Source organism: Brevibacterium metallidurans (genome assembly GCF_037101285.1).
GTDB classification, from domain to species: Bacteria; Actinomycetota; Actinomycetes; order Actinomycetales; family Brevibacteriaceae; genus Brevibacterium; species Brevibacterium metallidurans.
Genome location: NZ_BAAAAF010000008.1, coordinates 16,785 through 39,744, shown reverse-complemented (window position 1 = coordinate 39,744; position 22,960 = coordinate 16,785). Strand labels below are relative to the sequence as shown.

The window sequence follows — 22,960 nt, the reverse complement described above, 5'->3', positions numbered from 1 at the left end:
TCAGTCGTCGGCCGAGCGGCGGAGCTGAAGGCGTGGGCCGATGACCGGGCTCAGGTGTCGTCGTGATCGCTGTCTGTGTCGCTGTTGCGAGCGGAACTGCGGTCAGCCAGGCGTCCGATGACGAACCTGCTGAGCACGAATGTCACAAAGTAGGTGAGAGCGCCGATGGCGATTCTCAGCAGGACGTCGACATCGCGACCGAGGGGGAACCCGACGAAGACCACGGCCGTGATCCCCAGCAGGTAGGGGAGGGCCCGGAGAGTGGGGCTGAGGTCGCTGTTCATACGCTCAAGCGTAGCGCGAGCGATGGCTGATCCGAGCCGGATGAACACCGAGCTTGCAGAGGACTGACGACCATGTTCGAACAGCACTGACGACCGTGTTCGAACAGCACTGACAAGAGATGCTTCGCGGCAGCCGACACTCAGACGACCCCCGCGGATCGTGACCGGGTCACGATCTGCGGGGGCCGGTGGGGATGAGCCCGATCGTCAGCCGCCTCTCCAGGCGGTCAGCGGTGTGCTTCACGTGGCGGGGAACCCCCGGTGCTTCACTCGGTGAAGAGTGTGCCTCACTCGGTGAAGGGCACGCTGTCCTCGTGGAGGGCGTTGTGGAGGAAATCGATGGCCACGGTGCGGGCAAGGTTCGCGGCCTTCGTGCTCCGGAGGCTGTCGAGGAGGAGGAAGTCGTGGACCATGCCCGCCACGCGCAGCGAGGTGACAGGGACGCCGGCTTCGCGCAGCTTGTTCGCGTACTGCTCGCCTTCGTCGCGGAGGACGTCGGCTTCGTCGGTAATGACGAGGGTCTCCGGAAGTCCCTTGAGCTCGTCGAGGGTGGCCTGCAGCGGTGAGGCGTACTTCTCCTTCCGCTGGGCGTCGTCGGTGGTGTAGGCGTCCCAGAACCACTTCATGCCGTCGCGGGTGAGGTAGTAGTCGTCGGCGAACTGGATGTAGGACGGGGTGTCGAAGTCCGCGTTGGTGACCGGGTAGAGCAGGGCCTGGGCCTTGAGGTCGAGCCCGCCGCGGTCCTTGTTCATCAGGGCGAAGACCGCGGACATGTCACCGCCGACGGATTCGCCGGTCACGGCGATGCGGGAGGTGTCCATGCCGTGGTCGGCGCCGTTTGCCGCCACCCACTGACCGACGGCGTAGTTCTGCTCGACCTGAGTCGGGTACTTCTTCTCGGGGGCGCGGTCATAGACAGGGAAGACGCCGACGGCGTTCGCGCCGACGGTGAGCTCGCGGAAGAGCCGGTCGTGGGTCTTGTCGTCACCGAAGACCCAGCCGGCGCCGTGGATGTAGAAGAGGATCGGCAGGTCGCCGGTCGCGCCCTTGGGTCGGATGATGCGGGTGCGCACGGTGCCCCATTCGCCGGCGTCGACGTCGACCCATTCCTCGTCGACATCTGGGCGCTCGACGCCCTCGCCACTCTGAAGGTCGACGAGGATCTTCCGGCCGTCCTCCGGCGGGACTTCGTAGATACGGGGATGTGGGGCGGTCGCCTCGGCGAGCTCCTTGGCTTCGGGTTCGAGGAACGGGGTGATGGGCTGGGGGATCTCTGACATGGGAGCAGGCTCCTTCGGTGTCGGCTTCGGTGGTGCGAGGCGATTCCGAGGTGTGCCGAGGCCGGTCCGAAGTGACAACCGGCCTGTTCCTCAAAACGGCCTGTTCCTCAAGAGTAGGAGGGCGCCTATGATGGCGCCATGGTCGCAAACGACATGTACCTGGGGGATGACGACAGTCGCGGGCTGCCGAACGACGGCAGGCGGCAGTTCACGAGCGACGATGGTCGTCGGCGGGGGAACGCAGACAGGTGTCGCCCGGAGATCGCGATCGTGCGGTATCGGGAGTGCCAGCTCGCGGCGGTCTATGGGCTCACTGATGTCTTCCGCGTGGCGGATGAGCAGTTGGCGCTCGTCGGCCGGGGCGGGGAAGGCGCGCGGGTGAGCCATTGGGAGTGGTCCGACGATGGGGTCGTGTGCACGTTAGATTCGGATCCGGGCACGCGGAATGCGCCGACGCACGTCGTCTTCCCACCGAGCCTGGTGCCCCCGCAGGGGATGGATGCCGCTCACGCGCTCCGTGATTGGGCTCTGCTTCGGCGTGATGAGGGTGCGGTGCTCTGCGGTCTGTGTGCAGGGGTGTTCGTGCTGGCGGAGACGGGACTGCTCGACCGTCGCCGGGTGACGACGCATTGGGCGTTCGCCGAGGAGTTCGCTCGCCGGTTCCCTGCTGTGCGACTCGACGCCCGGCGGATGGTCGTCGATGAGGGCGATGTCATCACGGCGGCGGGGATCATGGCGTGGCTCGACTTCGGGCTCTCTCTCGTCGAATCGATGTTCGGGCCGAGCATGATGATCCGCACTTCGCGGTTCATGCTCGCCGATGCGCCGCGGACGGATCAACTGCCGTACATGGGTCAGCTTCCGTCGGCGACTCACGACGACGAGGTCGTGCGCCTGGCCGAGGAGACGATCGACCGGGAGCTGGGGTCGGCGATGACACTGAGCGGGCTAGCCGCGGCGACGTCGACGCATCCGAGGACGCTTCAGCGCCGGTTCAAGGCTGCGACGGGGAAGACGGTGACGCAGTACGTGCAGTGTCTGCGGGTCGAGCGGGCGATCCATGCGTTGGCAACGACGGACGATACGTTCGAGTCGATTGCGCGTTCGGTGGGGTATGACGATCCGACGACCCTGCGCAGGCTCATCCTCCGTGAGACCGGGCTCACCCCGACCGGCTACCGACAGAAGTTCGGAGCGAAATCGTTGGTCGGGGGACGGGTTCAGACCTTGGTCGGGGAACGGAATCAACGGCGATAGGGAGTCGGGTCGCTGGGCCGGCAGAGCCGGCCGATCAGGGTCGGCCGAACAGAAGGCGATCACGGTCGGTCGATCAGAAGGGCGGTGGGTCGCCACTGTCCCACACCCATTCAGGTTCGGCCGGCCGCTTTCTGCCGCTCGTTCGCAGGGAGTCAGTTCGTCGCACCCACCCGGGCATCCCGACTCTGCCTTCGGGTTCCGGGCACTCCTCGCCGATGCGGACGTCACCTGGCTGAGGTTCGGGGTCAGGTGGAGGTGGTGGGAAGCGCGGATCGACATAGTCGGACGACGTCCCGCTCTCTGTGTGTCCGGTGCTCTCCATGAGTTCGCCGCTCGCCATGAGCCTGGCGTGCTCGACGTTGACAGGGTTGTCCCCTGCGGCCACGTTCGCACGGATTCCGTGCGGGAATCGGTACTCGATGATCCCTCTGTCGTTCATGGCGACGGAGTAGTTGCCGTCGGTCTTGCTCTGATGGTCCTTCTTGCACAGGGGGTGAAGGTTGCCGAACACGGTCAGCCCTCCCAATGCGGGATCGTCGTGGTTGAAGGGGATGATGTGGTCGACTTCTGATGCCTCGGCGCGTCTTCGACATCCGGGCATCGTGCAGGCCTGCCATTTCGCGGTGAGCGTCTGGCGGATCCTCGCTGGAATGTAGTAGCTGGTGGCGTTGGCGTCGACAGGGGTTCCGGTTGCAGGATCAGTGAGGATCCGCGTCCACGTGGAGCACTCCTTGGCGATCCTGCGTGCTGTGTCCGCGGGGATCGGCGAGCCGTCGGGGAAGGTGCCGGGCAGGTCGGAGTACCCGAGGAGGGTGAGGAACGGGACCGTGGTGATCATCTTGCCCTGCCCTGCCAGCCAGTAGGCGTCGGTGGGCATGGTGAGGAGGATGTCGATCAGCCTGCCCTTCCTGCGGACGGCGCCGATTAGGTGGTCGTCGGTGCTGTCGGGTTTCACGTCTTCATCGGCGAGTGCGCTGGGAGGTTCGGTGCGAGCGATGCGCCCGAACGCCGAATCGATGATCTCGAGGGAGGCCGGCTCGCGCCCACGGTCAGCGTCACCGGCGGGGTCGGAAGTGGTGCCAGCGGGGTCGGAAGGGGCACTGACCGAGGCAGCGGAATCCGCCTGAGCCGTTCCGACGGCAACGGAGGATCGGTTGTCGGTGTCTGCGCTGTCGAGGTCGATTCCGACCTCCTCGGCGGCTGCGGTGATCCGGTCGGCGACGTCGGCGACGTTATTCACGCCCTCGAGGTCGATCGGCAGGTCACTGGTCTCGATCTGTCCGGTATCGGTGTCGTCGGCGCGGACCTGGATGCGGACCTGCGGGCAGGTGCGGGTGAAGATGTCGAACATGAGGGCCGCGATCGCGCGGTCGTCTTCGATGACGGCGCCATCCGGGATCTGGTCGCCGAACGCTGCTGTGTTGCCGTTGCGGATGGCTTTCGCGAAAGCCTCGATCCGGAGGAAGCAGGCCTGCAGCTCGGCCGACGGCCCGGTGAGAGTGAGGCAGGACGAGCCGTCGGGGTAGGTGGTGATGTCGACGCGACGACGTTCGAACGCCTGCCGTGTGCGCTCCTCGACAGGTTCGAGGACGCTGACCCTCATGGCGAGCGATTTCTTGAACGTCTCGATCGTGATGTCGGCGCGCCGCGTCTTGAGGTAATCGTCGATGTGGGGGAGGTCGGAGAATCGGACGCTCTTGCACAGTCGAGTTGCGGCGTGGACGTGGGCGATGGTGAATTCTCCCGCCAGGCACCGAGCATGGAACTTGGGCAGGCCGTGGACCAGGGTCATCGCGTCGTTGATGTGTGCGTAGGTGCCAGTGGTCGTGGTTCCGAGGATGGCGGTGAACTCGCCGATCTCCTCAGTGTGGGAATGCATATGGACCCATCCGTCGATGGTCTGGGTCTCCCGGAACCTGGGGAAGCCGGGCAGGGCTGTCGTGTCCGGGGTCTCTGAGGAGGAGTCGCCTCGGTGGTCCGGGTCTGCAGAGGAATCGCCTTCCGCTATGGACTCGGCGGACGGTTTCGATGCGCTCTCCGCATTCGCCTCGGCGGGCGAGCCGGCGTCCCCGTCGGCGTTGTCGTCTTCGTGGTCTTCTTTGCTCGCGGTGGCGAAGCGGATCGCGGTGTCGGTCAGTGATGCGTGCTGGTACGGAGACTCCGGTGAGGGGTTGATGAGGCCCAGATGATCGATGACTTCGGCGAGGAAGAGCGAGGCGGTGGTCTCGAGAGCGGCGAGCTGAGCGCGATCGCTGCTCGTGTAGATGTCGAGGACGTCAGCGAACGGGGAGTCGGGATCGACTTCAAGGCGGGGAGGCCCGCTGGGTCGATCGGAAGGCTCCTCATCGGCAGCGCTCGAACCAGGTCCTGCGGGATTCGCGAGGTCTGTCACTGCCGTTCACCTGCCTTCTCCACATCGGTGTGGATCGTTGCCCTCAGTCTAGACCTCAGAGCAAATTGTGTCAATAGAGATTTCGAAACTGGTTCGAACTAAGATTCATATGAATTCACTCTGCTGAGTGATTTTCGGCGATCTTCCTGGCGGGTACAGAGAGAATCGAGCACCCCGGGAAGCAATCGTCGAGGTGGTCGGCCCAGATCGCGTGTAGCCTCGAGTCTGATCATCGGACCGGACTCAGCCGGTATCGATTCGGCGTCTGAGAGGTGCCATGCACTATTCATCATGCGGACGTGTCTGTGCAGGTGGCCGGTGTGCCGTGACAGTCGCCTCATCGGGCAAGTGGGCGCCGGCGGGTCGTCGTCATTCGGTCGGAGAAACCAAATGAGCTCGACCAGGCTGCCAGCGTGGCCGGATCCGCAACCGTCGTCTGGTTCGTTCCACAGGGGACGGGTAAAGGACAGGTGAGTCGAAGTGGTCATCAGTGAGATTCGAGCGGTGGTCTTCGACGTCGGAGAGACGCTCATTGATGAGACTCGGCATTGGACGGTGCTGGCTGATGCAGTGGGAGTCCCTCCGCTGACCTTCTTCGCGGTGTTCGGTTCTCTGATCGAGCGTGGAGAGGACCATCGACGGATCTGGTCCGAGTTGGGGGTGGAGAAGCCGAAGTCGGGAGTTCCCGTTCGGCCCGATGATCTGTATCCGGATGCGCTTCCCTGTCTGACTGCCGTGCGCAGGGCGGGGTTCACGGTGGGAATCGCCGGCAACCAGCCCGCATCCGCCGAGGCACATCTGAAGGCGATCGGTTTCGATGCGGATCTCGTCGCCTCGTCAGAGCGGTGGGGTGTCGAGAAGCCCTCAACAGATTTCTTCCTGCGGATCGTCGATGCCATGGGGGTTGCGGCGAATGCCGTCCTCTATGTCGGGGACCGCGTGGACAATGACATCATGCCTGCCCGCGATGTAGGAATGCGGACCGCATTCCTCGCTCGAGGGCCCTGGGGAACGATCCACAAGCGCCGCCCCGCCGCGAGACTCGCCGATATCACAGTCGCGTCGCTTGCCGAGTTGGAAGCGCTCCTGTCCTGACCCCATGCAGTTCATTCCCAACCCTTCCAGGTCCCTTGTCCCGGGATTGCGCGAGGCCTAGGCTGGAACGACAGAGTCAGCAGTCGGAAGGCGTGCCGTCGCGACGCCGCACCACCGCGCCGACGTGCGACCACTTGATGGAGGTCATGTCTTGAGCGAACAGATCGACACCGCGAAGGCCGGCGCAACCGACATTTCGACGGACCGGACGGCCACAGAGAACAGCGTTGTCACCGAAGAAAACGCCCCACCTGCTCTCGAATCCGCGCCCACGATCGAAGGCGAGTCGAAGTCGCGGGTGGCGATGACGCAGGCGACGGTCGACCTCCTCGGCGAACTCGTGGCCAAACACGGTCAGCTGATGTTCCACCAGTCGGGCGGCTGCTGCGATGGCTCCTCGCCGATGTGTTTCCCCGAAGGCGATTTCCTCACCTCCGACGCCGACGTCCTGCTCGGCCACTTCGAACTGCCCCTGCCCGAGGCCGACGCGAACGGGAACGACGGCGCGACCACCTCGGGGATCGACTTCTGGATGTCGGCCGAGCAGTTCGAATACTGGAAGCACACCCACCTCACGGTCGACGTCGTCCCAGGCCGCGGCGCCGGCTTCAGCGTCGAATCCCCGACCGGCAACCGCTTCATCATCCGCTCGACGCTCATGGACATCGGATAGGGCCGGAGGTCGCATAGCGCCGATCGTTGGACTGCGCCGGACATCGGACAGCGTCGGGCGGGGCATCACGCTGCACCGCACGCCCCGTTTGCGATCACCCGACCCTACTTCCCCGGGGCGATGAGCTCCGGTTCGCCGAGCGAGAGCATGAGGCGGTTAGCCCAGTTGAAGAATGCCGCAGCGCCGATGACGTCGACGATGTCGGCATCGTCGAGCCCCGCCTCCCGCAGCGCGCCGACCTGCTCCGGCCCGAACGCCGAGGGCGTGAGGCTGAGGGCGACCGAGGCGTCGACGACGGCATCCCACACCGGATCGCCGAGGCTGGAGCGCCCTGCCGTGCCCGTGTCCAACAGTCGCTGGACGACCTCCCTGCGACCTGACTCCTCGCTCGCCCGATCCGAATGGATCGACGCGCAGAACAGGCACCCGTTGAGACGCGACGCCGCCGTCGCCGCGAGCTCCCGCTCGGCACGACCGACCCCGTCGGAGACGTTGAAGAAGATGTCGAGATCCGTCAGCGTCCGCGCTCGCAGCGCCGCCGGATCCCTGGCGAGCAGCCGGAAGTACGGATTCTTCGCCCGCCCCGCCTCGATGAGCGCCTCACGCTGAGCCGCCGTGAGATCCGCCTCCGCGACCGGCGCGATCCACGGCACCCAGCCGAGCCCGGCCTGCTGGAAGACCTCGGGCCTGGCCAGGTCAGGGTACGTGCGCACCCGGTCGCCCACCTCGGCGAGGGCAGAGATAGGCGACCGCGACCCCGACCCCGCCGAGGCGGTCGCACCCTTACCGTCGCCCGGATCCCGAAGATCACCCGAGGTCAGCGGCCGCAGCGGCACCGGATCCGTGACCGCGGCCGGGGCGTGCGCAAGCGCGGTGAGGCCGACGCTGAAGCGGATCTGGAAGCTCACGAACGACACGAGCTGGGCGAGCGTGACGATCCCGTCCTCGTCCCAGCCGGCCGCGAGCAGGCGGGCGAGATGCTCGGGCCGGGCATCGCGGGGATGGAGGGTGAGCAGGTGGGCGAATTCGATTCCCGCCGAGGTGACCTCCCCAAGGACCTCCCGTGCACCGACGTCGATGCTCAGCTCCGGCCCCGCGACGTTCTCGCCGGTCAGGGCGGCCGACTCGTACGAGCCGAAGGGTCCGCGCACGGGACCGTGGGAGTCGAGGTCGACGACGACCTCGTCGAGGAGTTCGGCGACCGTCCAGGACGCGGCTTCGTCCTCGTCCCGGAGGAGATCGCGGTAGAACTCCTCCCCGGCTGCGGACCCGAGCAGGCCCGCAGTGAACGCGGCGAAGACGTAGCGGTCGCGGTAGGACAGCGGCCCGGGATCCTCCGGTTCGAGGAGCGCTTCGAAGCTCAGCTGCGCGTTCGCCTTCGCCTGACTGCGATGGTCGCGGATGACGTCGAGCGGCTCGCCGTCGGTGAGACCGGCGAGGAGGTTGATGATGTCGGGCATCTCAGCGCGCCGATCCTGCCGCCACAGCATCGCGACCGGATGCACCGGCACCGGCCGCACCGGCACCGTCAGGGCGGGCTCCCGCACCCGAGCCCGCAGCGCCCGCGGTTCCCTCGACCTGCAGCCCGAGCGCCGGAGCGACCTCGGTGGCGAGCAGTTCGATCGAGCGCAGCGTGTGTTCGTTCGTCGCCGGCACCGAATGGACCTGGAAGCTGACATCGCTCACCCGAGAGAGCACCCGATCGGCAGCCAACCGGTCGACGACCTGCTCGGGCGTGCCGAGGTAGGTGTCGGTCGCTGCGAGCAGCTCGTCGAGGCTGAGGCCCGAGGTGTCGTAGCCGACGAGCCGATCCGCCTCGGCGCGCAGAGCAGGTTCGGTGAGCTCGCGCAGGCGCGGCAGGTCCTCGGCGTCGGCGACGACGGCGGTGCGTGAGGCGAGAATCCGCGGCTCGACACCGGCCGGCAGTGCGGACAGGTAGGTGTCGATGACCGGCAGCTGCACCTCGTCGAGTGAGGCACCGGTGTTCTCGGCTGGGCGCGGCTGCGTGCGGGAGAGCATGAGACCGTCCCCGGCCGCACCGGCCGCGCCCGCACCGGCGGCCGAGAACGTCGCCTGCCACAGGCGGTCTCCCAGGCCCGGTGCCTGCGGATAGAGACGGTAGCCCTCTGGCTGGACGTCACCGACGGTCAGTGCCTCGCCTGCCAACAGGGTCCTCAGCGCCGCGAGGTTGTCGGCGAAGACCTCACGCCGCTCATCGAAGGTCCTGCCGAACGCAGGGAACGACCTCGGGTTGCCGCCCGAACCGAGCCCGATCTCGAGGCGACCCTCGGCGAGCACGTCGAGGACCGCGGCGTCCTCGGCCACGCGCACCCCGTTCTCCATCGGCAGGGTGATGATGGCCGTGCCCAGCCGGATCCGCGAGGTCCTCGCCGCGGCATGCGAGAGAAAGACGAGCGGAGACGGCAGGCCGCCCTCGGCCGCAGAGAAATGGTGTTGGGCGACCCAGGCGGTGGCGAACCCGAACCGCTCGGCCGTCTCGATCTGCTCGAGCGCGAACCGGTACCGATCGTGCGCGGGGGCGTCCTCGAGGAGCCGGGTGAAGAATCCGAGCCGCGGGCCCGAGGTGAGGGTGGGAGCGATGGTCTCAGTCATGGTGGTTCTCAGCTTTCTGCTGCGGCGAGGGTGCCGGTCGGACGGGTGTCGTTGCTTGGGGCGCCGGAGGCGAGTGCGCCGTCGGTGCGGGCGCCGACGACCGGGGCATCGGCGGACGGGAGAATCGCGAGCGGTCGGGGGATCGCGTCGAGGAGCGCCCGCGTGTAGGCGGTCCGCGGGCGGGTGAAGAGGTCCTCCGTCGGACCCGATTCGACGAGGTGGCCCCCGGACATCACCGACACCGTATCGGCGATCTGCCGCACCACCGAGAGGTCGTGGGAGATGAAGACATAGGTGAGGCCGAGCTCGTCCTGCAGCTCGCCGAGGAGGTCGAGGATCTGCGCCTGGACCGTGACGTCGAGCGCGGAGACCGCTTCGTCGAAGACGACGAGTTCGGGCCCGGCGATGAGCGCCCGGGCGATCGCGACCCGCTGCAGCTGCCCGCCCGAGAGCTCCCGCGGCCGGCGGGAGACGAAGTCGGTCGGCAGTGCCACCCTGTCCAGGATGTCGGCGACCCGTGTCCCCCGGTCGGCGCGGGTGCCGATGCGGAAGTTGCGCAGCGGTTCGGTGAGGATCGCCCCGATCGACTGCATCGGGTCGAGCGCCGAGTACGGGTTCTGGTGGACGAGCTGAACCGTGCGTCGCAGCGCCCGCAGCCGTTCCCGTCGGTCCCGTCCCTCGCCGAGGCGGCTCGCATCGATCTCGCCGATGCGCACCGACCCGGCCTGCGGGGTGATGACCCCGGCCAGGGCCTTGCCCGTCGTCGTCTTCCCGGACCCGGATTCGCCGACGATGCCGTGGGTGGTCCCGCGGGCGACCGTGAACGAGACGTCCTCGACGCCGATGACCGGGGCACGACCGGCCGCCTCGGCGGCTCCAGCACCGGAAGCGTCAGCCTCGGCGTAGATCTGGGTGAGCCCGCGCACGGAGACGAACGGCGCCTGTGACGTCTCGACCGCACGAGCCCGCGGGGCCGTGGCCTGCAGGGCGGGGGCGTCGGCGAGCAGTCGTGCGGTGTACTCGGTGGCCGGGTGGGAGAAGATCTGCGCGGCCGTGCCCGTTTCGACGACCCGGCCCGACCGCATGACGACGACCTCATCGGCGCGCTCACCGGCGACCGCGAGGTCGTGGGTGATGAGGAGGACGCCCATGCCCGTCTCGGCGCGCAGTTCGTCGAGGAGGTCGAGGATGCGCTTCTGCACCGTGACATCGAGTGCCGAGGTCGGTTCGTCGGCGATGAGCAGCCGGGGCCGCAGGGCGATGGCGGCGGCGATGAGCACGCGCTGGCGCATGCCGCCGGAGAGCTCGTGCGGGTACTGGTCGGCCCGCAGCTGCGGACGGTCGATGCCGACGCGCTCGAGCAGGTCGATGACCTGGGCGCGTGCGGAACGGCGGTCCGCCCGGCGATGGATGCGCAGCGCCTCGGCGACGGAGGCCCCCACGGTCCGGAGCGGATTGAGCGAGCTGCCGGGATCCTGGGGAACGTAGCCGATCTGCGCACCCCGGACCTCCCGCCAGGCCCGCTGGGACAGGGAGTCGAGGGCCACCTCGCCGAGGTGGATCGACCCGGAGCTCACCGTCGCCGTCTCCGGCAGGAGACCGAGGACCGCGTTGGCCGTCGTCGACTTGCCCGACCCGGATTCGCCGACGACGGCGGTCACGTGTCCGGGACGGACGGTGAGGTCGAGGTCGTCGACGGCGGGTTCGCCGGCACTGCCTCGGCGGGCATAGTCGACGGTGAGCCCGCGCACGGACAGCAGGGCATCGGGGGCGAGGACGTCGGTCATGATGTCGCCTTTCGCAGGGTGTTGCCGATCTGGTGGGTGGACAGGACGATCGCCATGACGACGAGGCCGGGCAGCACCGTCAGCCACCATGCGGTGGCGACGAAGTTGCGGCCTTCGGCGATGATGAGGCCCCATTCCGGGGTCGGCGGGGGCGTGCCGTAGCCGAGGAAGCCGAGCGTGGAGATCTGCAGGATCGCCGAGCCGATCTGGAGGACGGCGAGCGTGAGGACCGGGGAGAGCGAGTTCGGCAGGATGTGGCGGACGAGCACCGAGGCGTACGTGCCGCCGGACCCGTACGCGGCGGTGACGAAGTCGCTCGTGTTGATCCGCACCGCCTGGGAGCGGGCGAGCCGAGCGAACTGCGCGATCGCGGTGACCCCGACGGCGATGGCCGCGTTGATCGTGCCGAAGCCGAGGACGATGACGATCGAGAGGCTGAGCAGGATCGCCGGGATCGAGAGGAGCACGTCGACGGCACGCATGAGGACGTCGTCGACCCAACCGCGGCGGGTGCCGGCGATGAGTCCGATGCTCGTGCCCACGACGAGTCCGACACCGACGGCGACGAGGGCGGCGAGCAGGGACTGGGAGGCGCCGTAGACGACACGGGTGAAGACGTCGCGGCCTGTCTGGTCGGTGCCGAACCAGTGCTCGAGGCTCGGCGCGAGGAGTGCCGGAGTGGTTCCGCCGTCGTTGGGGTCGTACTGCGTGAACAGGCCGGGCACGAGTGCCCAGAGCACGGTGACGAGGAGGATGAGACCGGCGACGACGGTGGCCGGACCGATGAGGGTGCCCGAGGCGCGGCGGGTGGTGCGGCCCGGGCTGCCCGAGCTGGAGCGGTCCGGCCGACGAGTGGTGGGGCCGGTGCGGGTGAGGCTGGTGATGAAGCTCATGACGTCCTCGTTCCGTTCGTGTCAGTGCCGTATGCGACTGTGTCCGTACTGGAAGGGCCGGTGACGGAGCCGGTCTCGGGTGACTCGTCCCAGTCGAGGCTGACTCCGACGCTGCCGGCGCTCGCCGTCAGCGCGGCTCGAGTCGCGGCGTTCGGCACCGAGCCGGTGGGGCGGACCGGGGCGGTGGCGCTCGCGCGGGCCGGGCCTGTTGCGGTCGCGGTGGCTGATTTCGCCGAGGCGGCCGCCGGGGTCCGACGCAGGCGGACATCGATGACGGGATAGAGGAGGTCGACAACGAGATTGATGACGACATAGCCGAGAGTCGCGATGGCGACGACGGCGAGCAGAATCGGGTTGTCGCGGTTCGTCACCGCCTGCGCGGTGATCTGGCCGATGCCGTTGCGGCCGAAGACCGTCTCGGTGACGACGGCCCCGGCGACGAGTTCGCCGAAGATCAGCCCGACGATCGTCAGCCCCGGCAACAGGGCGTTGCGGGCCACAGTGTGGATGAGGATCCACCGCTCCGAGGCGCCCTTGGCCGCAGTGACCTTGACGAAGCCGGCTGCCTTGACCTCGGTGATCGAGCGGATGAGGACCTGGGCGATCGGGGCCGAGAGCGGGACCGCCACGGTGAGCGTGGGCAGGACGAGCGCCTCGGCGGGGCCGGGGGAGACGACGGAGACGATCCCGAGCTGGAAGGAGAAGACCTGGGTGAGGAGGATGCCCAGCCAGAACACGGGAATGGAGATGAAGAGGCTCGGCACCGAGTCGAGCACCTGCCGCACCCACGCCCGCGGGCCGGTCGACGGGCCGTAGGTCGCGAACACCGCGATGAGCACGCCGAGGACGACGGCGGTGAGGAAACCGGACACGGCCAGGGCGATCGTCGAGGGCAGAGCCGCGGCGATGATCGTCGACACGGCCGCGCCGGTCTGGACGGAGAACCCGAAGTTCCCGGTGAGGAAGCCGCCCAGGGTGATGAGGTAGCGGGTGATCAGCGGGGCGTCGGCACCGGTCTCGGCGCGGATGGCCGCGACCTGTTCGGCAGAGAGCCCGAGTGCGGGATCGGCGAAGCGCGCGGTGACCCCGTCGCCGGGAATGGCGGAGAGGAGTATGAAGGCCGCGGTGAACGCGAGCAGCAGGACGAGCACGGCCTGGCCCAGCCGCAGCAGGAGGTATCTGAGGTCGATCATCGTCAGCTCGCAATCCAGGTGCTGTAGAAGTCGGGGCGGCCCACGGGTTCGGTCGCGAAGCCGCGGACGCGACGACGGAACGCGAACACCTGGGGCTCTTCGAAGAACGGGAGGACGTAGGCCTGGTCGACGAGGTAGTCCTGGACCGCCTCGGCGGCGGCCTGGCGCTTCACCGTCTCCGGTTCGGAGGCGAGCGTCTCGAGGAGCCGGTCGATCTCCGGGTCGACGGTGCTGTCAGGGGCGTCGTCACGGCCGGCGGCGTTGAGGAAGACATCCCGGTTGACCGAGGAGTAGTTCGAGCGCAGGTTGTCGTAGTCGGCGCGGGCGACCATCGAGTGGTAGATCTGGACGCGGTCGAGCTCCAAGGCGTCGAGCGTCTGCTTCGCCTGGTCGCCCGGGTTGATCGTCAGCCGCACCCCGACGCGGCGCAGCTGCTGCTGAATGAGGGTCTGGACCTCGTTCGACCGCGGTTGAGGCAGCGCCGTGTTGACGGTCAGCGCCAACACCTGCCCGTCCTTGCTCCGGTAACCGCCGGAGGTGACCCGCCAGCCGGCCTCGTCGAGGAGACGGTTCGCCTCGGCGGGGTCATAGGTCCACGACCCCGACTGGTCCTTGTAGCCCATCGCTCCCTTGGCCAGCAGGCCGGTGGCGAGCGGATAGTTCGGGGTGAAGAGCTTGTCGACGATCTCCTGCCGGTCGATGGCAGCGATGAGAGCCTGCCGGACGCGGATGTCGGAGAGCAGGTCCGTGCGGAAGCGGAAGTTGATGCTGTTGTTGATCCCGTTCGTCGCCTTCGCATAGAGGCGCAGACCCTGCTCCTTCACCCGCGTCTCGTCGGGTGCCTGGACATCGCGGACCCCGTCGGCCTGCCCGGAGAGCACCGCGCCGATCCGCACCGAATACTCGTTGTTGACGAGATAGTCGATGCCGTCGAGGTAGGCCCTGCCCTGATGCTTCAGATGCGGGGGCGCCCAGTCGTAGTCCTCGCGGGCACGGACGGAGAGCTTCTGTCCGATCGTCTCGGCGCTGATGAAGAAGGGTCCTGCGGTGTGGATCTTCGTCGCGCTTCCCGGTCCGAAGCCCTCGGCGTCGAGGTCGAGGGTCGAATCGGCGAGGAGGCCCGCATTCATCGTCGACGTCGCCTGGGCGAAGCCGGGGGAGGGTGCGGTGAAGTGGAAGCGGACGCGGGACTCGTCGAGGACTTCGCTGCGGTCGTAGTTCGAGATCTGCTCGGACACCGGCAGGGTGCGGGTTTCGTCCCCGCGGCCGAAGAGATCGAAGTTCTTCGCCACGTTGGCCGGGGTGAGCGGCGACCCGTCGGAGTAGGTCACGCCCTCACGCAGGGTGAACGTGTACTGCGTGGCATCGGCGTTGACCTCGGGCAGGGCTGCCGCCAGCCACGGGTGGAGTTCAAGGGTCTCCGGATCCTGCCAGAGCAGACGGGCTGCGATGTTGTTCATGATCCCGCCGTTGGGGTAGAAGCCGACGGCTGGCGGGTAGAGCAGCGTCCACGTCTGCGGTTCGAAGTACGTGAGCACCCCGCCGTCGACGGGTGAGCCGCCGCTGAGCGGGTCGGTGTCCGTGGGTGTGCAGGCGCTGAGCGTGAGGAAGGTGCCGAGTCCGAGTCCGACGCCGAGGATGCTGCGGCGGGTGGTCGTCTGCCCCGCCGAGGCGGGAGGAGCGGAGATCATGCGTGGGTGTCCTTCGAGCAGGTGGGACAGGGGTGTCCGGAGAGCAGATGGCAGGGTGTCGACGTCGCGGATCGGAGCTGTTTAGCTCAACAATCGACGCGGGGCATCAATTCCATGTCGGCGCACATCATGGTTCGACATGTGGCGCGGCGGGAGGTCATCTGCATGCCATGAGTCAATCTCATAAGGGCGAAAGCTGTCAATCTGTGCCTTAATATTGAGACATGATGCTGCCTGCCGACTTCGATCATCTCGTCATCGCCGTCCCGAATCTCGCCGAAAGTGTTGAGCAATGTGAAGCCGCGCTGGGGGTTCGTCCGGTCCCCGGCGGAGTGCATCCGGGGCTCGGGACGGCCAATGCGCTGCTCGGTCTCGACATCGGCGGCACTCGCGCCGGGCGCGCCTATCTCGAGATCCTCGGGCCCGACCCCGACCAGGATCCGCAGCTCTCCGCACCCCGCTTGGGCGGGGTGAGCGCACCCATCGTGCAGCGTTGGGCGATCCACCCGAGCGACTTCGACGGAGCCGTCGCGGCAGCCGCAGGCTCGAGCGATCCGGCGGTCGACCTCGGCGAGGTCCACGACATGACGAGGCGGACACCGGAGGGTGAGACGCTGCGATGGCGGCTGACGCGGCGGATCCCGCTCGCCCTCGGCGGAATCCAGCCGTTCCTCATCGACTGGCTGGACTCGCCGCACCCGGCGAGCCGGGACATGCCGAGCGTGAGCCTCGCACAGTTCTGGGCGACGAGCCCCGACCCGGCCGAACCCCGCGCCGTCCTCGCGGCCCTCGATGCGAGGATCGAGGTCGAAGAGGGCGAGACCGACGCCCTGCACGCACGACTGGAAGGACCCCGCGGACCGTGGATCCTCTGATTCCCGCACATCTCGACCACTTCGTCGTCACCGTCCCCGACCTGTCGGCCGCCGTCGCCGAGATCGAGGCGGCCACAGGGGTCCGCGCCGTTGCCGGCGGCCGTCACCCCGGGTTGGGGACCGCGAACTTCCTCATCGGGCTCACCCCCGCCGGGTGGGAGGCCGGGGCGCGGACCCATCTCGAGATCCTCGGACCCGACCCGGAACAGGAGCGGCCCGCAGACGGCACCCTGCCCCTCGACGCGCACCTGGCGACCACACCGACCTTGCAGACGTGGGCGATCCACCCGCCGGCATTCGCCGCGAAGGTCGCCGCCGCGAACACCGAAGGCGTCGATGTCGGCGAGGTCCGCGACATGTCCCGCGAGACTGCCGAGGGCGAACTGCTCGAGTGGCAGCTGACCTCCCGAGCGCCATTGCCGGGCGAGGGCACACAGCCGTTCCTCATCGACTGGGGGCTCTCGCGGCATCCCGCCGAGGGTGAGCTGCCGAGTCTCGAGCTGCTCGGCTTCGCTGTCGAATCGCCCGAACCCGATCGGACGCGTGAGGTCCTTGAGGTGCTCGGTGCCTCCGACGCCGAGGTGGTGGCCGGTCCCGAGTTCCGTCTGCGTGCTCGTCTGCGGGGTCTGGGCGGAGAACTCGCCTTCTGAACGGAATTCCTGCTGAGGTCCCGCGGAGGTGCGGGCCTCGCGGTTAGACTCGCAGGTGTGATTCCGCCCCTCCCCGTCACCGAGCACGGTCGGATCGGCCGTGCCGCCTCGGCGATGGCCGTTGCAGTTCTCCTCACCGCCGTGAGCGCCTGCGCGCCCGCCGAGGAGCCGACCGAGACCCGCAGGACCCCGCAGGTCGTCGAGACGATCGCGGCCCCCGCCGTCACCGAACCCCGTGAACCGACCGAGAAGCCGACCGAGTCGTCGGGCGGTGGGGAGGATGTCAGCGAGGATGACATCGACATGAAGGGCAGCGGGTCGTGGAATCGACCCGCCGAGGAGGTCGGCCCCAATCGCGACGGAGGCCGGTCGTTCAAGGTCGCCCTGCGCGTCGAGGACAACCTGCCCATCGACGTCGACGAGGCGGCCGCCTTCGTCATCGACACCCTCCAGGACAAGCGTGGCTGGCAGGACATGGACGGCGTCTCGATCGAACTCGTCGACAAGGGCCAGGATGCGATGATCAGCATCGCGAGCCCGAACACCGTCGACGAGATGTGCCTGCCGCTGAAGACCCTGGGCAAGCTCTCGTGCCGCAACGGCCCCAACGTCATCCTCAACGCCAAGCGGTGGGTGAGTGCGACGAAGGAGTTCGACGACCTCACGCAGTACCGGCAGTACCTCATCAACCACGAGGTCGGGCATGCGCTCGGCCACGGACACAAGTCCTGCCCGGGCAAGGGCAAGACCGCCCCGCTCATGCAGCAGCAGACGAAGGGCCTCCAGGGCTGCACACCCAACGGGTGGCCGTCGAAGGGGTAGCTCGTCCGTCGATGGGCCGGCCTGCCCGTTTCAGGGGCAGGCTGCTGGGAGGTCAGTCTGCCTGATCCGGACGTTCCTCATCGGTGAAGAGGCGGCCCGCGACGTCCTGCTGGGCCAGCCGGCGCAGAGACAGAAGCACCGGTTCGAGGAGGACCGTGCCTAGCACCGACTGGCGGACGGCTCGGGAGACCTCGTCGGTCGGCACGGTCGCGAGCTCCGCTTCGGCGAGATCGTGGACCGTGCGCCCGTAGCGCGCCAGACCGCCGTCGACGACGTCGATGCCACCGGCCTCGACCGCGCGCAGAGCGCTCGCGAGCTGGGTGAGTTCGACGCTGCCCGGATCGACCGTCCAGCCGAGTTCGGCGACGAGCTCTCGAGCAGGGTCGAGGTCCGGGTCCTCGTCGGCCGCCGCGCCGGATGCACCCGTCGGGGCCGTCGCCGTCTGTGCAGCACCGAGCACGTCGAGGAACGTCTCCGGCGGATCGTCGATGACCCCGAGCACGCGCCCCGCCGCCTCGACCGAGAGCCGCGCCGGGCCGAGGAGCGCACGGATGAGCTCGAGCCGGTCGACGTGCGCCTCGGAGTAGACCGCCTGCGTCGCCGAGGTCCGCTCGCCGGGCGGCAGGAGTCCTTCGCGCAGATAGTACTTGATCGTCGCCACCGGCACGTCGCTGCGACGCGAGAGCTCGGAGATGCGCATGCGGACCTCGTTTCGTCGACCGGTCACGGGCTGTGACTGTCCGTGGGATTCGCCCCTTGACAGATTCGCCCGCCATATTGGAAAGTGAAGGTATCCACTATTGGAGAGTTCGGGTATCCAGTATGTCAGGAGAAGGCGATGACGACCAAAGCGAACACGCAGCAGGGCCCGAGCGTCGGGCCGGAGAAGCTCACCCACGACTACGACGGCGAACTCGTCGTCTTCATCATCGGCATGCGGATCCGCCAGTGGTGGCGCCCGGACCTCTGGGTGCCGGTCTTCACCGCGATGCCGCGGATGCTCGCCGAGCTCTCCGCGGACCCGGACTCGGGAATGCGCGGCTACCGACTCGTGTTCGATCCACGTGGGCCCTGGCTCGTCCAGTACTGGGACTCGCTCGAGAAGCTCTACGCCTATGCCGCCGACCCGACAGCGAAGCACCGACAGGGGTGGACGGAGTTCAACAGGCGGGCCCGCTCGGCACCGGACGCCGTCGGCGTCTGGCACGAGACCTTCCCTGTCGACGGGGCCGAATCGATGTACGTCGGCACCCCGCCGCTCGGCCTCGCGAAGGCCGTCGGCACCCGCCCGGTCGGTCCGCGCAGCGCCCGCGCCCGCGACCGGCAGGCCCGCCGAGACCGGTGAGACGGCGTCGCGGAGGAGCCTGCGGAGACCTCGCTCACGCTCGGACTCGAGCGGGGAATAACCCTGAAGTGATTCTCGTTGATTGGGTCAAAGGACTTAACTGAGTCACCCTGACTCAACTTTCAAGAGGAGGTCACTTTGGCTAACTTCTTCGGACCTTCCGGCGGCGGCGAGGGCTCGTTCGACGAGTTCCTCGCCCGCTACCTGCAGGGTCAGAACACTCCACGGCAGGGCCGTTCCGTCGACATCAACCGTCTGCTCACCAAGCGCACGCGGGACCTCGTCGACGGCGCTGCCGACTATTCGCGCGGACGCGGCCAGGAAGAGGTCGACGCGCTCCACCTGCTGCGCGTCATGGTCGAATCCGAACACGGCGCGGCCTCGCTGCGCCAGATGGGCGCCGACCCCGAGGCGATCGTCCACGCGATCGACGAACGGCTGCCGCAGGCCGCCCCTGCGCGCAGCGGCGACGGTGCGCCTACGCTCACCGGCGCCGCCCAGAAGGCCCTGCTCGACGCCTACCAGGTGGCGCGCGCCTTCGGATCGACCTACATCGACCCCGAACACGTCTTCTTCGCCTTCGTCCTCAACCAGGAGATGCCCGCCGGGCGGATCCTCGCTCAGGCCGGCGTCACGCAGGCGACCCTGCAGGCCGGCGCACAGGCCGAGGCCAAGCAGAACCAGGGTGCCGAGACCGAGACGGGAGGCGAGGAGACGATGCTCGAGAAGTTCGGCACCGACCTCACCGCACTCGCCGCGGAAGGCCGACTCGACCCGGTCATCGGCCGCGGCGACGAGATCGAGGAGACCATCGAGATCCTCGCCCGCCGGACGAAGAACAACCCCGTGCTCATCGGTGAGGCCGGCGTCGGCAAGACCGCCGTCGCCGAGGGCCTCGCCCAGGCCATCGAGTCCGGTGAGATCCCCGCGCAGCTGCGCGGCAAGCGCGTCGTCTCCCTCGACATGCCCGGCATGCTCGCCGGCACCCGCTACCGCGGTGACTTCGAGGAGAGGCTGACGTCGACCCTCGACGAGATCGCCGAGGACGGGGACATCATCGTCTTCGTCGACGAGCTCCACACCCTCGTGGGTGCCGGCGGCAACGGCGAATCGAACTCGATGGATGCCGGCAACATCCTCAAGCCGAGGCTCGCCCGCGGAGATCTCCACCTCCTCGGCGCGACGACTCTGCGCGAGTTCCGCACGATCGAAAAGGACTCGGCTCTGGCCAGGCGCTTCCAGCCGGTCATGGTCGGGGAGCCGACCATCGAGGACGCCGTGACGATCCTCGACGGCCTCTCCGGTCGCTATGCCGACCACCACGGCGTCACCTACGACGCCGAGGCGATCCGCGCCGCCGTCGAACTCTCGCACCGCTACATCACCGACCGGTTCCTGCCGGACAAGGCGATCGACCTCATCGACCAGGCCGGTGCGCGGCTCTCCCTGCGCCGCGGACCCGTCGTCGACACGGCGGCGATGCGCGCCGAACTCGGCGAGCTCGAAGCGGAGAAGAACTCGGCGATCGCCGCGGAGAACTTCGAACGGGCAGGCGAGATCCGCGACGAGATCTCCCGCCTCACCGACCGACTCGAGGAGGTACTGAACTCAGCGACCGCCTCGGCGGAGGACGGTGACGGCGTCGTCGATGCCGAGCAGATCGCTCAGGTCGTCTCCCGGGCCACCGGGATCCCGGCTTCGAGCATGACGCAGGAGACGAAGATCCGCCTCGCCGGGCTCGAGGACATGCTCCACGGGCGCGTCGTCGGCCAGGACGACGCCGTGACCGCGGTGTCGAAGGCCATCCGCCGGTCGCAGACCGGAATGGGCGACCCGGCCAGGCCCATCGGCAGCTTCCTCTTCCTCGGCCCCACGGGCGTGGGCAAGACGGAGCTGGCGAAGGCGCTCGCTGCGACCCTCTTCGACGACGAGTCGGCGATGATCCGGTTCGACATGAGCGAGTTCGGGGAACGGCACACCGTGTCCCGTCTCGTGGGCGCCCCTCCCGGGTACGTCGGCTACGACGAGGCCGGCCAGCTCACCGAGCAGGTCCGCAGGCGGCCGTATTCGGTCATCCTCCTCGACGAGGTCGAGAAGGCGCACCCGGATGCGTTCAACCTGCTCCTCCAGGTCCTCGACGACGGTCGGCTCACCGACGGTCAGGGCCGGACGGTCGACTTCCGCAACACGGTCATCATCATGACCTCGAACCTCGGGTCCGAGTTCATCGGCCAGAGCACCCCGCTGGGCTTCACCTCGGCGGATGCCGCGGTCACCGACCGTGACCTGCGGGCGAAGGTGATGGGCAGGCTCAAGGAGGTCATGCGTCCCGAGTTCCTCAACCGGATCGACGAGACCGTGATGTTCACCCGCCTCGACCGCGTCCAGCTGCGGGAGATCGTCGGACTCCAGCTCGAACTCTCGATCGAGCGCCTGGGCCGTCAGGGCATCGCCCTCGACGTCACCGAGGAGGCCATGGACTGGCTCGCCGAGGCGGGCTACGAACCCGAGTTCGGTGCCCGTCCGCTGCGCCGGGTCATCCAGCGCGAGCTCGACGACCGGATCGCCGACATCCTCGTCACCGAGGCGGTCGGCGAGGGCGGAGTCGTCGACGTCACCGTCGTCGACGGTCAGCTCGCCGTCACCGCGCGAGAGAGCGCGCCGCTGGCCGCGTGAGTGCGGCCGTGTGGGCGGCGCCTGTGTGGGTGCCGCCTACGCGAACTCGGCCGCCTGAGCGCGGCTGCTGAACGTGTGTGACTGCACGGGCCAGTGCCCGGGTGGGAGATCATCTCCGACCCGGGCACTGTGCTGTCCGGGGACGAGTGTGGCTGCCTGCGGGCGCGAGCGGCTGCTCAGGGACGCGGACCAGCTCGGCGATCCGACACCAGCTCGGTGAACCGACACCCCGCGAAATACGAGCACGGTGTTCCGACACCAGCGCGGCGAACCGACACCAGCACGGCGCATGGACCGTGCTGGCGTCGGAACACCGTGCTGTTGCCGGCGCTGCCCACCGCGGCACCCCACCGCGGCACCCCGCGGCACGCCCCACCGCGGCACCCCGCGGCACCCCGTCGCCTCACACGAGCGGGACGGTGATCTCCTTCATCCACGCCTTCCGGCCGAAGTCGCGGGCGCGCACGGTCACCGAATCGGAGGTGACATCGACCTGCAGGCCCTGGTTGAACCCGCCGGGCACCGTCTTCTCGCCGCCCTGACCATTGTCCGTGTAGCCGGTCTCGATGGCGCCGGTGTTGAAGACGTTGAAGCCGACGAGGTTGCCCGAGGCGGGCACGACCCGGCGCGTGTACCAGTCGGAGAGCTCGAGGTCCCAGTGCGTGTGACCGCAGAAGAGGAACACGTTTCGGTACGGCGCGAGCACCTCGAGCAGTCGATCGGCCTGCATGTAGTCGGAGAGGTAGAGCTTGTTCCTCGTCCCGGAGACCGTGTTCGGCAGCGGGTGGTGGGTGATGACCATGATCGGCTTGTTCCGCCGGTCCCAGTAGGCGATCCGGTCGGCCAGCCATGTGAACTGCTTCTCGCTCATCCACACTTCGTCCCAGCGCTTCTCGTCGTAGTAGCGCATATAGCGTTCGGTGCCGATCGTGAGCACGGGGACGCCGCCGAAGCTGAACTCCTCGTAGATCGTGTTCCGGCCGGCGAAGTTGTAGAAGGACTTGAACAGCGAGTCCTCGACGACCCCGTTGGGCCACGTGTCCTGGGCCAGGGTGTTCGGGTCCTTGTACTTCGGGACGTAGAACTCGTGGTTGCCGATCGCCCACGCCACCGTCGAGGGGTGGGCGTGCTTGTCCATCCGCTTCGTCACCTCGGCGTATTCGAAGTCGTAGCCGCGCGGGGTGATGTCGCCGGCGATCGCGAGACCGGCGCTGGCCCGGTTGGTCGTGCGCATGTCCTCGAGGGCGACGCCGAGGTCGTTGAGATCGCCCTGGATGTCGGAGATGACGTTGAAGCGCGTCACCGACCCGTTCCCTTTGTCCTTGCCCTTCGCCTTCCCGTTTCCGGGCTTCGCGGCCGCCGGGCCGGCCGCGAGGGTGGCGCCGAGCGCTCCGATGCCTGCAGTGGTGATGAGTGCGCGTCTGTTGACCATGG

The 22,960-nt window shown here is 68.1% G+C and carries 19 protein-coding genes; 8 read left to right on the top strand and 11 right to left on the bottom strand.

What is annotated here, in order from left to right; translation table 11 throughout:
- Nucleotides 1-50 precede the first annotated feature (50 nt).
- Both AACX88_RS11045 and AACX88_RS11040 read right to left on the bottom strand, forming a co-directional pair.
- Nucleotides 51-284, bottom strand: a complete 234-nt coding sequence (locus tag AACX88_RS11045; protein ID WP_339393064.1) for a hypothetical protein — start codon at nucleotides 282-284, stop codon at nucleotides 51-53.
- A 287-nt stretch (nucleotides 285-571) separates the two neighbouring features.
- Nucleotides 572-1,564, bottom strand: coding sequence for an alpha/beta hydrolase (locus AACX88_RS11040; RefSeq protein WP_339393063.1), 993 nt, complete (start codon nucleotides 1,562-1,564; stop codon nucleotides 572-574).
- 138 nt (nucleotides 1,565-1,702) lie between these two features.
- Between AACX88_RS11040 and AACX88_RS11035 the strand changes: the two genes are divergently transcribed.
- A complete protein-coding gene (locus tag AACX88_RS11035; RefSeq protein ID WP_339393062.1) occupies nucleotides 1,703-2,821 on the top strand; it encodes a GlxA family transcriptional regulator in 1,119 nt (372 codons plus the stop codon).
- 73 nt (nucleotides 2,822-2,894) lie between these two features.
- On the opposite strand, the gene AACX88_RS11030 is transcribed toward AACX88_RS11035, so the two are convergent.
- Nucleotides 2,895-5,213, bottom strand: coding sequence for an HNH endonuclease signature motif containing protein (locus AACX88_RS11030; RefSeq protein WP_339393061.1), 2,319 nt, complete (start codon nucleotides 5,211-5,213; stop codon nucleotides 2,895-2,897).
- Nucleotides 5,214-5,717: 504 nt separating this feature from the next.
- Between AACX88_RS11030 and AACX88_RS11025 the strand changes: the two genes are divergently transcribed.
- Together AACX88_RS11025 and AACX88_RS11020 are read left to right on the top strand one after the other, a co-directional pair.
- Nucleotides 5,718-6,308, top strand: a complete 591-nt coding sequence (locus tag AACX88_RS11025) for an HAD family hydrolase (RefSeq protein WP_339393060.1) — start codon at nucleotides 5,718-5,720, stop codon at nucleotides 6,306-6,308.
- A gap of 151 nt (nucleotides 6,309-6,459) precedes the next feature.
- Complete coding sequence (locus AACX88_RS11020) at nucleotides 6,460-6,981, top strand: DUF779 domain-containing protein (RefSeq protein ID WP_422614435.1); 522 nt, start codon at nucleotides 6,460-6,462, stop codon at nucleotides 6,979-6,981.
- Nucleotides 6,982-7,085: 104 nt separating this feature from the next.
- Here AACX88_RS11020 and AACX88_RS11015 read toward each other — a convergent pair whose 3' ends face one another.
- Genes AACX88_RS11015 through AACX88_RS10990 form a run of 6 tightly spaced genes read right to left on the bottom strand, consistent with a single transcriptional unit; the run spans nucleotide 7,086 to nucleotide 15,158 of the window.
- Nucleotides 7,086-8,441: an alkylhydroperoxidase domain protein gene (locus AACX88_RS11015; RefSeq protein WP_339393059.1), complete on the bottom strand. Its 1,356-nt coding sequence runs from the start codon at nucleotides 8,439-8,441 to the stop codon at nucleotides 7,086-7,088.
- Nucleotide 8,442: 1 nt separating this feature from the next.
- Nucleotides 8,443-9,594 carry a putative FMN-dependent luciferase-like monooxygenase gene (locus tag AACX88_RS11010; protein WP_339393058.1) on the bottom strand — a complete coding sequence of 384 codons (1,152 nt, stop codon included), beginning with the start codon at nucleotides 9,592-9,594 and terminating at the stop codon, nucleotides 8,443-8,445.
- Between the two features lie 8 nt (nucleotides 9,595-9,602).
- Nucleotides 9,603-11,381 (bottom strand): dipeptide ABC transporter ATP-binding protein, encoded by a 1,779-nt coding sequence (locus tag AACX88_RS11005; protein ID WP_339393057.1) that lies wholly within the window; start codon nucleotides 11,379-11,381, stop codon nucleotides 9,603-9,605.
- The gene (locus AACX88_RS11000) at nucleotides 11,378-12,274 is read right to left on the bottom strand and encodes an ABC transporter permease (RefSeq protein WP_339393056.1); all 897 of its coding nucleotides are present in this window, start codon (nucleotides 12,272-12,274) and stop codon (nucleotides 11,378-11,380) included. Before AACX88_RS11000 ends, AACX88_RS11005 begins: the two co-directional genes overlap by 4 nt.
- A complete protein-coding gene (locus AACX88_RS10995) occupies nucleotides 12,271-13,467 on the bottom strand; it encodes an ABC transporter permease (RefSeq protein ID WP_339393055.1) in 1,197 nt (398 codons plus the stop codon). The genes AACX88_RS11000 and AACX88_RS10995 overlap by 4 nt, the downstream gene beginning before the upstream one ends.
- A 2-nt stretch (nucleotides 13,468-13,469) precedes the next feature.
- Nucleotides 13,470-15,158 carry a TIGR04028 family ABC transporter substrate-binding protein gene (locus AACX88_RS10990; RefSeq protein WP_339393054.1) on the bottom strand — a complete coding sequence of 563 codons (1,689 nt, stop codon included), beginning with the start codon at nucleotides 15,156-15,158 and terminating at the stop codon, nucleotides 13,470-13,472.
- 224 nt (nucleotides 15,159-15,382) lie between these two features.
- Between AACX88_RS10990 and AACX88_RS10985 the strand changes: the two genes are divergently transcribed.
- The 3 genes from AACX88_RS10985 to AACX88_RS10975 are packed head-to-tail and all read left to right on the top strand — an operon-like array spanning nucleotide 15,383 to nucleotide 17,505.
- Entirely contained in the window at nucleotides 15,383-16,033 is a 651-nt protein-coding gene (locus AACX88_RS10985; protein WP_339393053.1) for a VOC family protein, read from the top strand.
- Complete coding sequence (locus AACX88_RS10980; RefSeq protein WP_339393052.1) at nucleotides 16,021-16,683, top strand: VOC family protein; 663 nt, start codon at nucleotides 16,021-16,023, stop codon at nucleotides 16,681-16,683. Before AACX88_RS10985 ends, AACX88_RS10980 begins: the two co-directional genes overlap by 13 nt.
- Nucleotides 16,684-16,740: 57 nt before the next feature.
- Nucleotides 16,741-17,505: a DUF3152 domain-containing protein gene (locus tag AACX88_RS10975; protein ID WP_339393051.1), complete on the top strand. Its 765-nt coding sequence runs from the start codon at nucleotides 16,741-16,743 to the stop codon at nucleotides 17,503-17,505.
- Between the two features lie 52 nt (nucleotides 17,506-17,557).
- Here AACX88_RS10975 and AACX88_RS10970 read toward each other — a convergent pair whose 3' ends face one another.
- A complete protein-coding gene (locus AACX88_RS10970) occupies nucleotides 17,558-18,205 on the bottom strand; it encodes a MerR family transcriptional regulator (protein WP_339393050.1) in 648 nt (215 codons plus the stop codon).
- Nucleotides 18,206-18,343: 138 nt separating this feature from the next.
- Between AACX88_RS10970 and AACX88_RS10965 the strand changes: the two genes are divergently transcribed.
- Together AACX88_RS10965 and AACX88_RS10960 are read left to right on the top strand one after the other, a co-directional pair.
- Entirely contained in the window at nucleotides 18,344-18,850 is a 507-nt protein-coding gene (locus AACX88_RS10965) for a DUF4188 domain-containing protein (protein WP_339393049.1), read from the top strand.
- A gap of 138 nt (nucleotides 18,851-18,988) precedes the next feature.
- Complete coding sequence (locus AACX88_RS10960) at nucleotides 18,989-21,526, top strand: ATP-dependent Clp protease ATP-binding subunit (protein WP_339393048.1); 2,538 nt, start codon at nucleotides 18,989-18,991, stop codon at nucleotides 21,524-21,526.
- 403 nt (nucleotides 21,527-21,929) lie between these two features.
- Here the strand turns inward: AACX88_RS10960 and AACX88_RS10955 are convergent, their stop codons facing one another.
- Nucleotides 21,930-22,958: a metallophosphoesterase family protein gene (locus AACX88_RS10955; RefSeq protein ID WP_339393047.1), complete on the bottom strand. Its 1,029-nt coding sequence runs from the start codon at nucleotides 22,956-22,958 to the stop codon at nucleotides 21,930-21,932.
- Nucleotides 22,959-22,960: the final 2 nt, after the last annotated feature.

Bases quoted from the DNA above. Each gene is read 5' to 3' on its own strand.
- AACX88_RS10985 (WP_339393053.1), top strand. From the start codon at position 15,383: ATGATGCTGCCTGCCGACTTCGATCATCTCGTCATCGCCGTCCCGAAT.
- AACX88_RS10970 (WP_339393050.1), bottom strand. From the start codon at position 18,205: ATGCGCATCTCCGAGCTCTCGCGTCGCAGCGACGTGCCGGTGGCGACG.
- AACX88_RS10965 (WP_339393049.1), top strand. From the start codon at position 18,344: ATGACGACCAAAGCGAACACGCAGCAGGGCCCGAGCGTCGGGCCGGAG.
- AACX88_RS11000 (WP_339393056.1), bottom strand. From the start codon at position 12,274: ATGAGCTTCATCACCAGCCTCACCCGCACCGGCCCCACCACTCGTCGG.
- AACX88_RS11045 (WP_339393064.1), bottom strand. From the start codon at position 284: ATGAACAGCGACCTCAGCCCCACTCTCCGGGCCCTCCCCTACCTGCTG.
- AACX88_RS10955 (WP_339393047.1), bottom strand. From the start codon at position 22,958: ATGGTCAACAGACGCGCACTCATCACCACTGCAGGCATCGGAGCGCTC.
- AACX88_RS11005 (WP_339393057.1), bottom strand. From the start codon at position 11,381: ATGACCGACGTCCTCGCCCCCGATGCCCTGCTGTCCGTGCGCGGGCTC.
- AACX88_RS10990 (WP_339393054.1), bottom strand. From the start codon at position 15,158: ATGATCTCCGCTCCTCCCGCCTCGGCGGGGCAGACGACCACCCGCCGC.
- AACX88_RS11040 (WP_339393063.1), bottom strand. From the start codon at position 1,564: ATGTCAGAGATCCCCCAGCCCATCACCCCGTTCCTCGAACCCGAAGCC.
- AACX88_RS11035 (WP_339393062.1), top strand. From the start codon at position 1,703: ATGGTCGCAAACGACATGTACCTGGGGGATGACGACAGTCGCGGGCTG.
- AACX88_RS11015 (WP_339393059.1), bottom strand. From the start codon at position 8,441: ATGCCCGACATCATCAACCTCCTCGCCGGTCTCACCGACGGCGAGCCG.
- AACX88_RS11010 (WP_339393058.1), bottom strand. From the start codon at position 9,594: ATGACTGAGACCATCGCTCCCACCCTCACCTCGGGCCCGCGGCTCGGA.
- AACX88_RS10995 (WP_339393055.1), bottom strand. From the start codon at position 13,467: ATGATCGACCTCAGATACCTCCTGCTGCGGCTGGGCCAGGCCGTGCTC.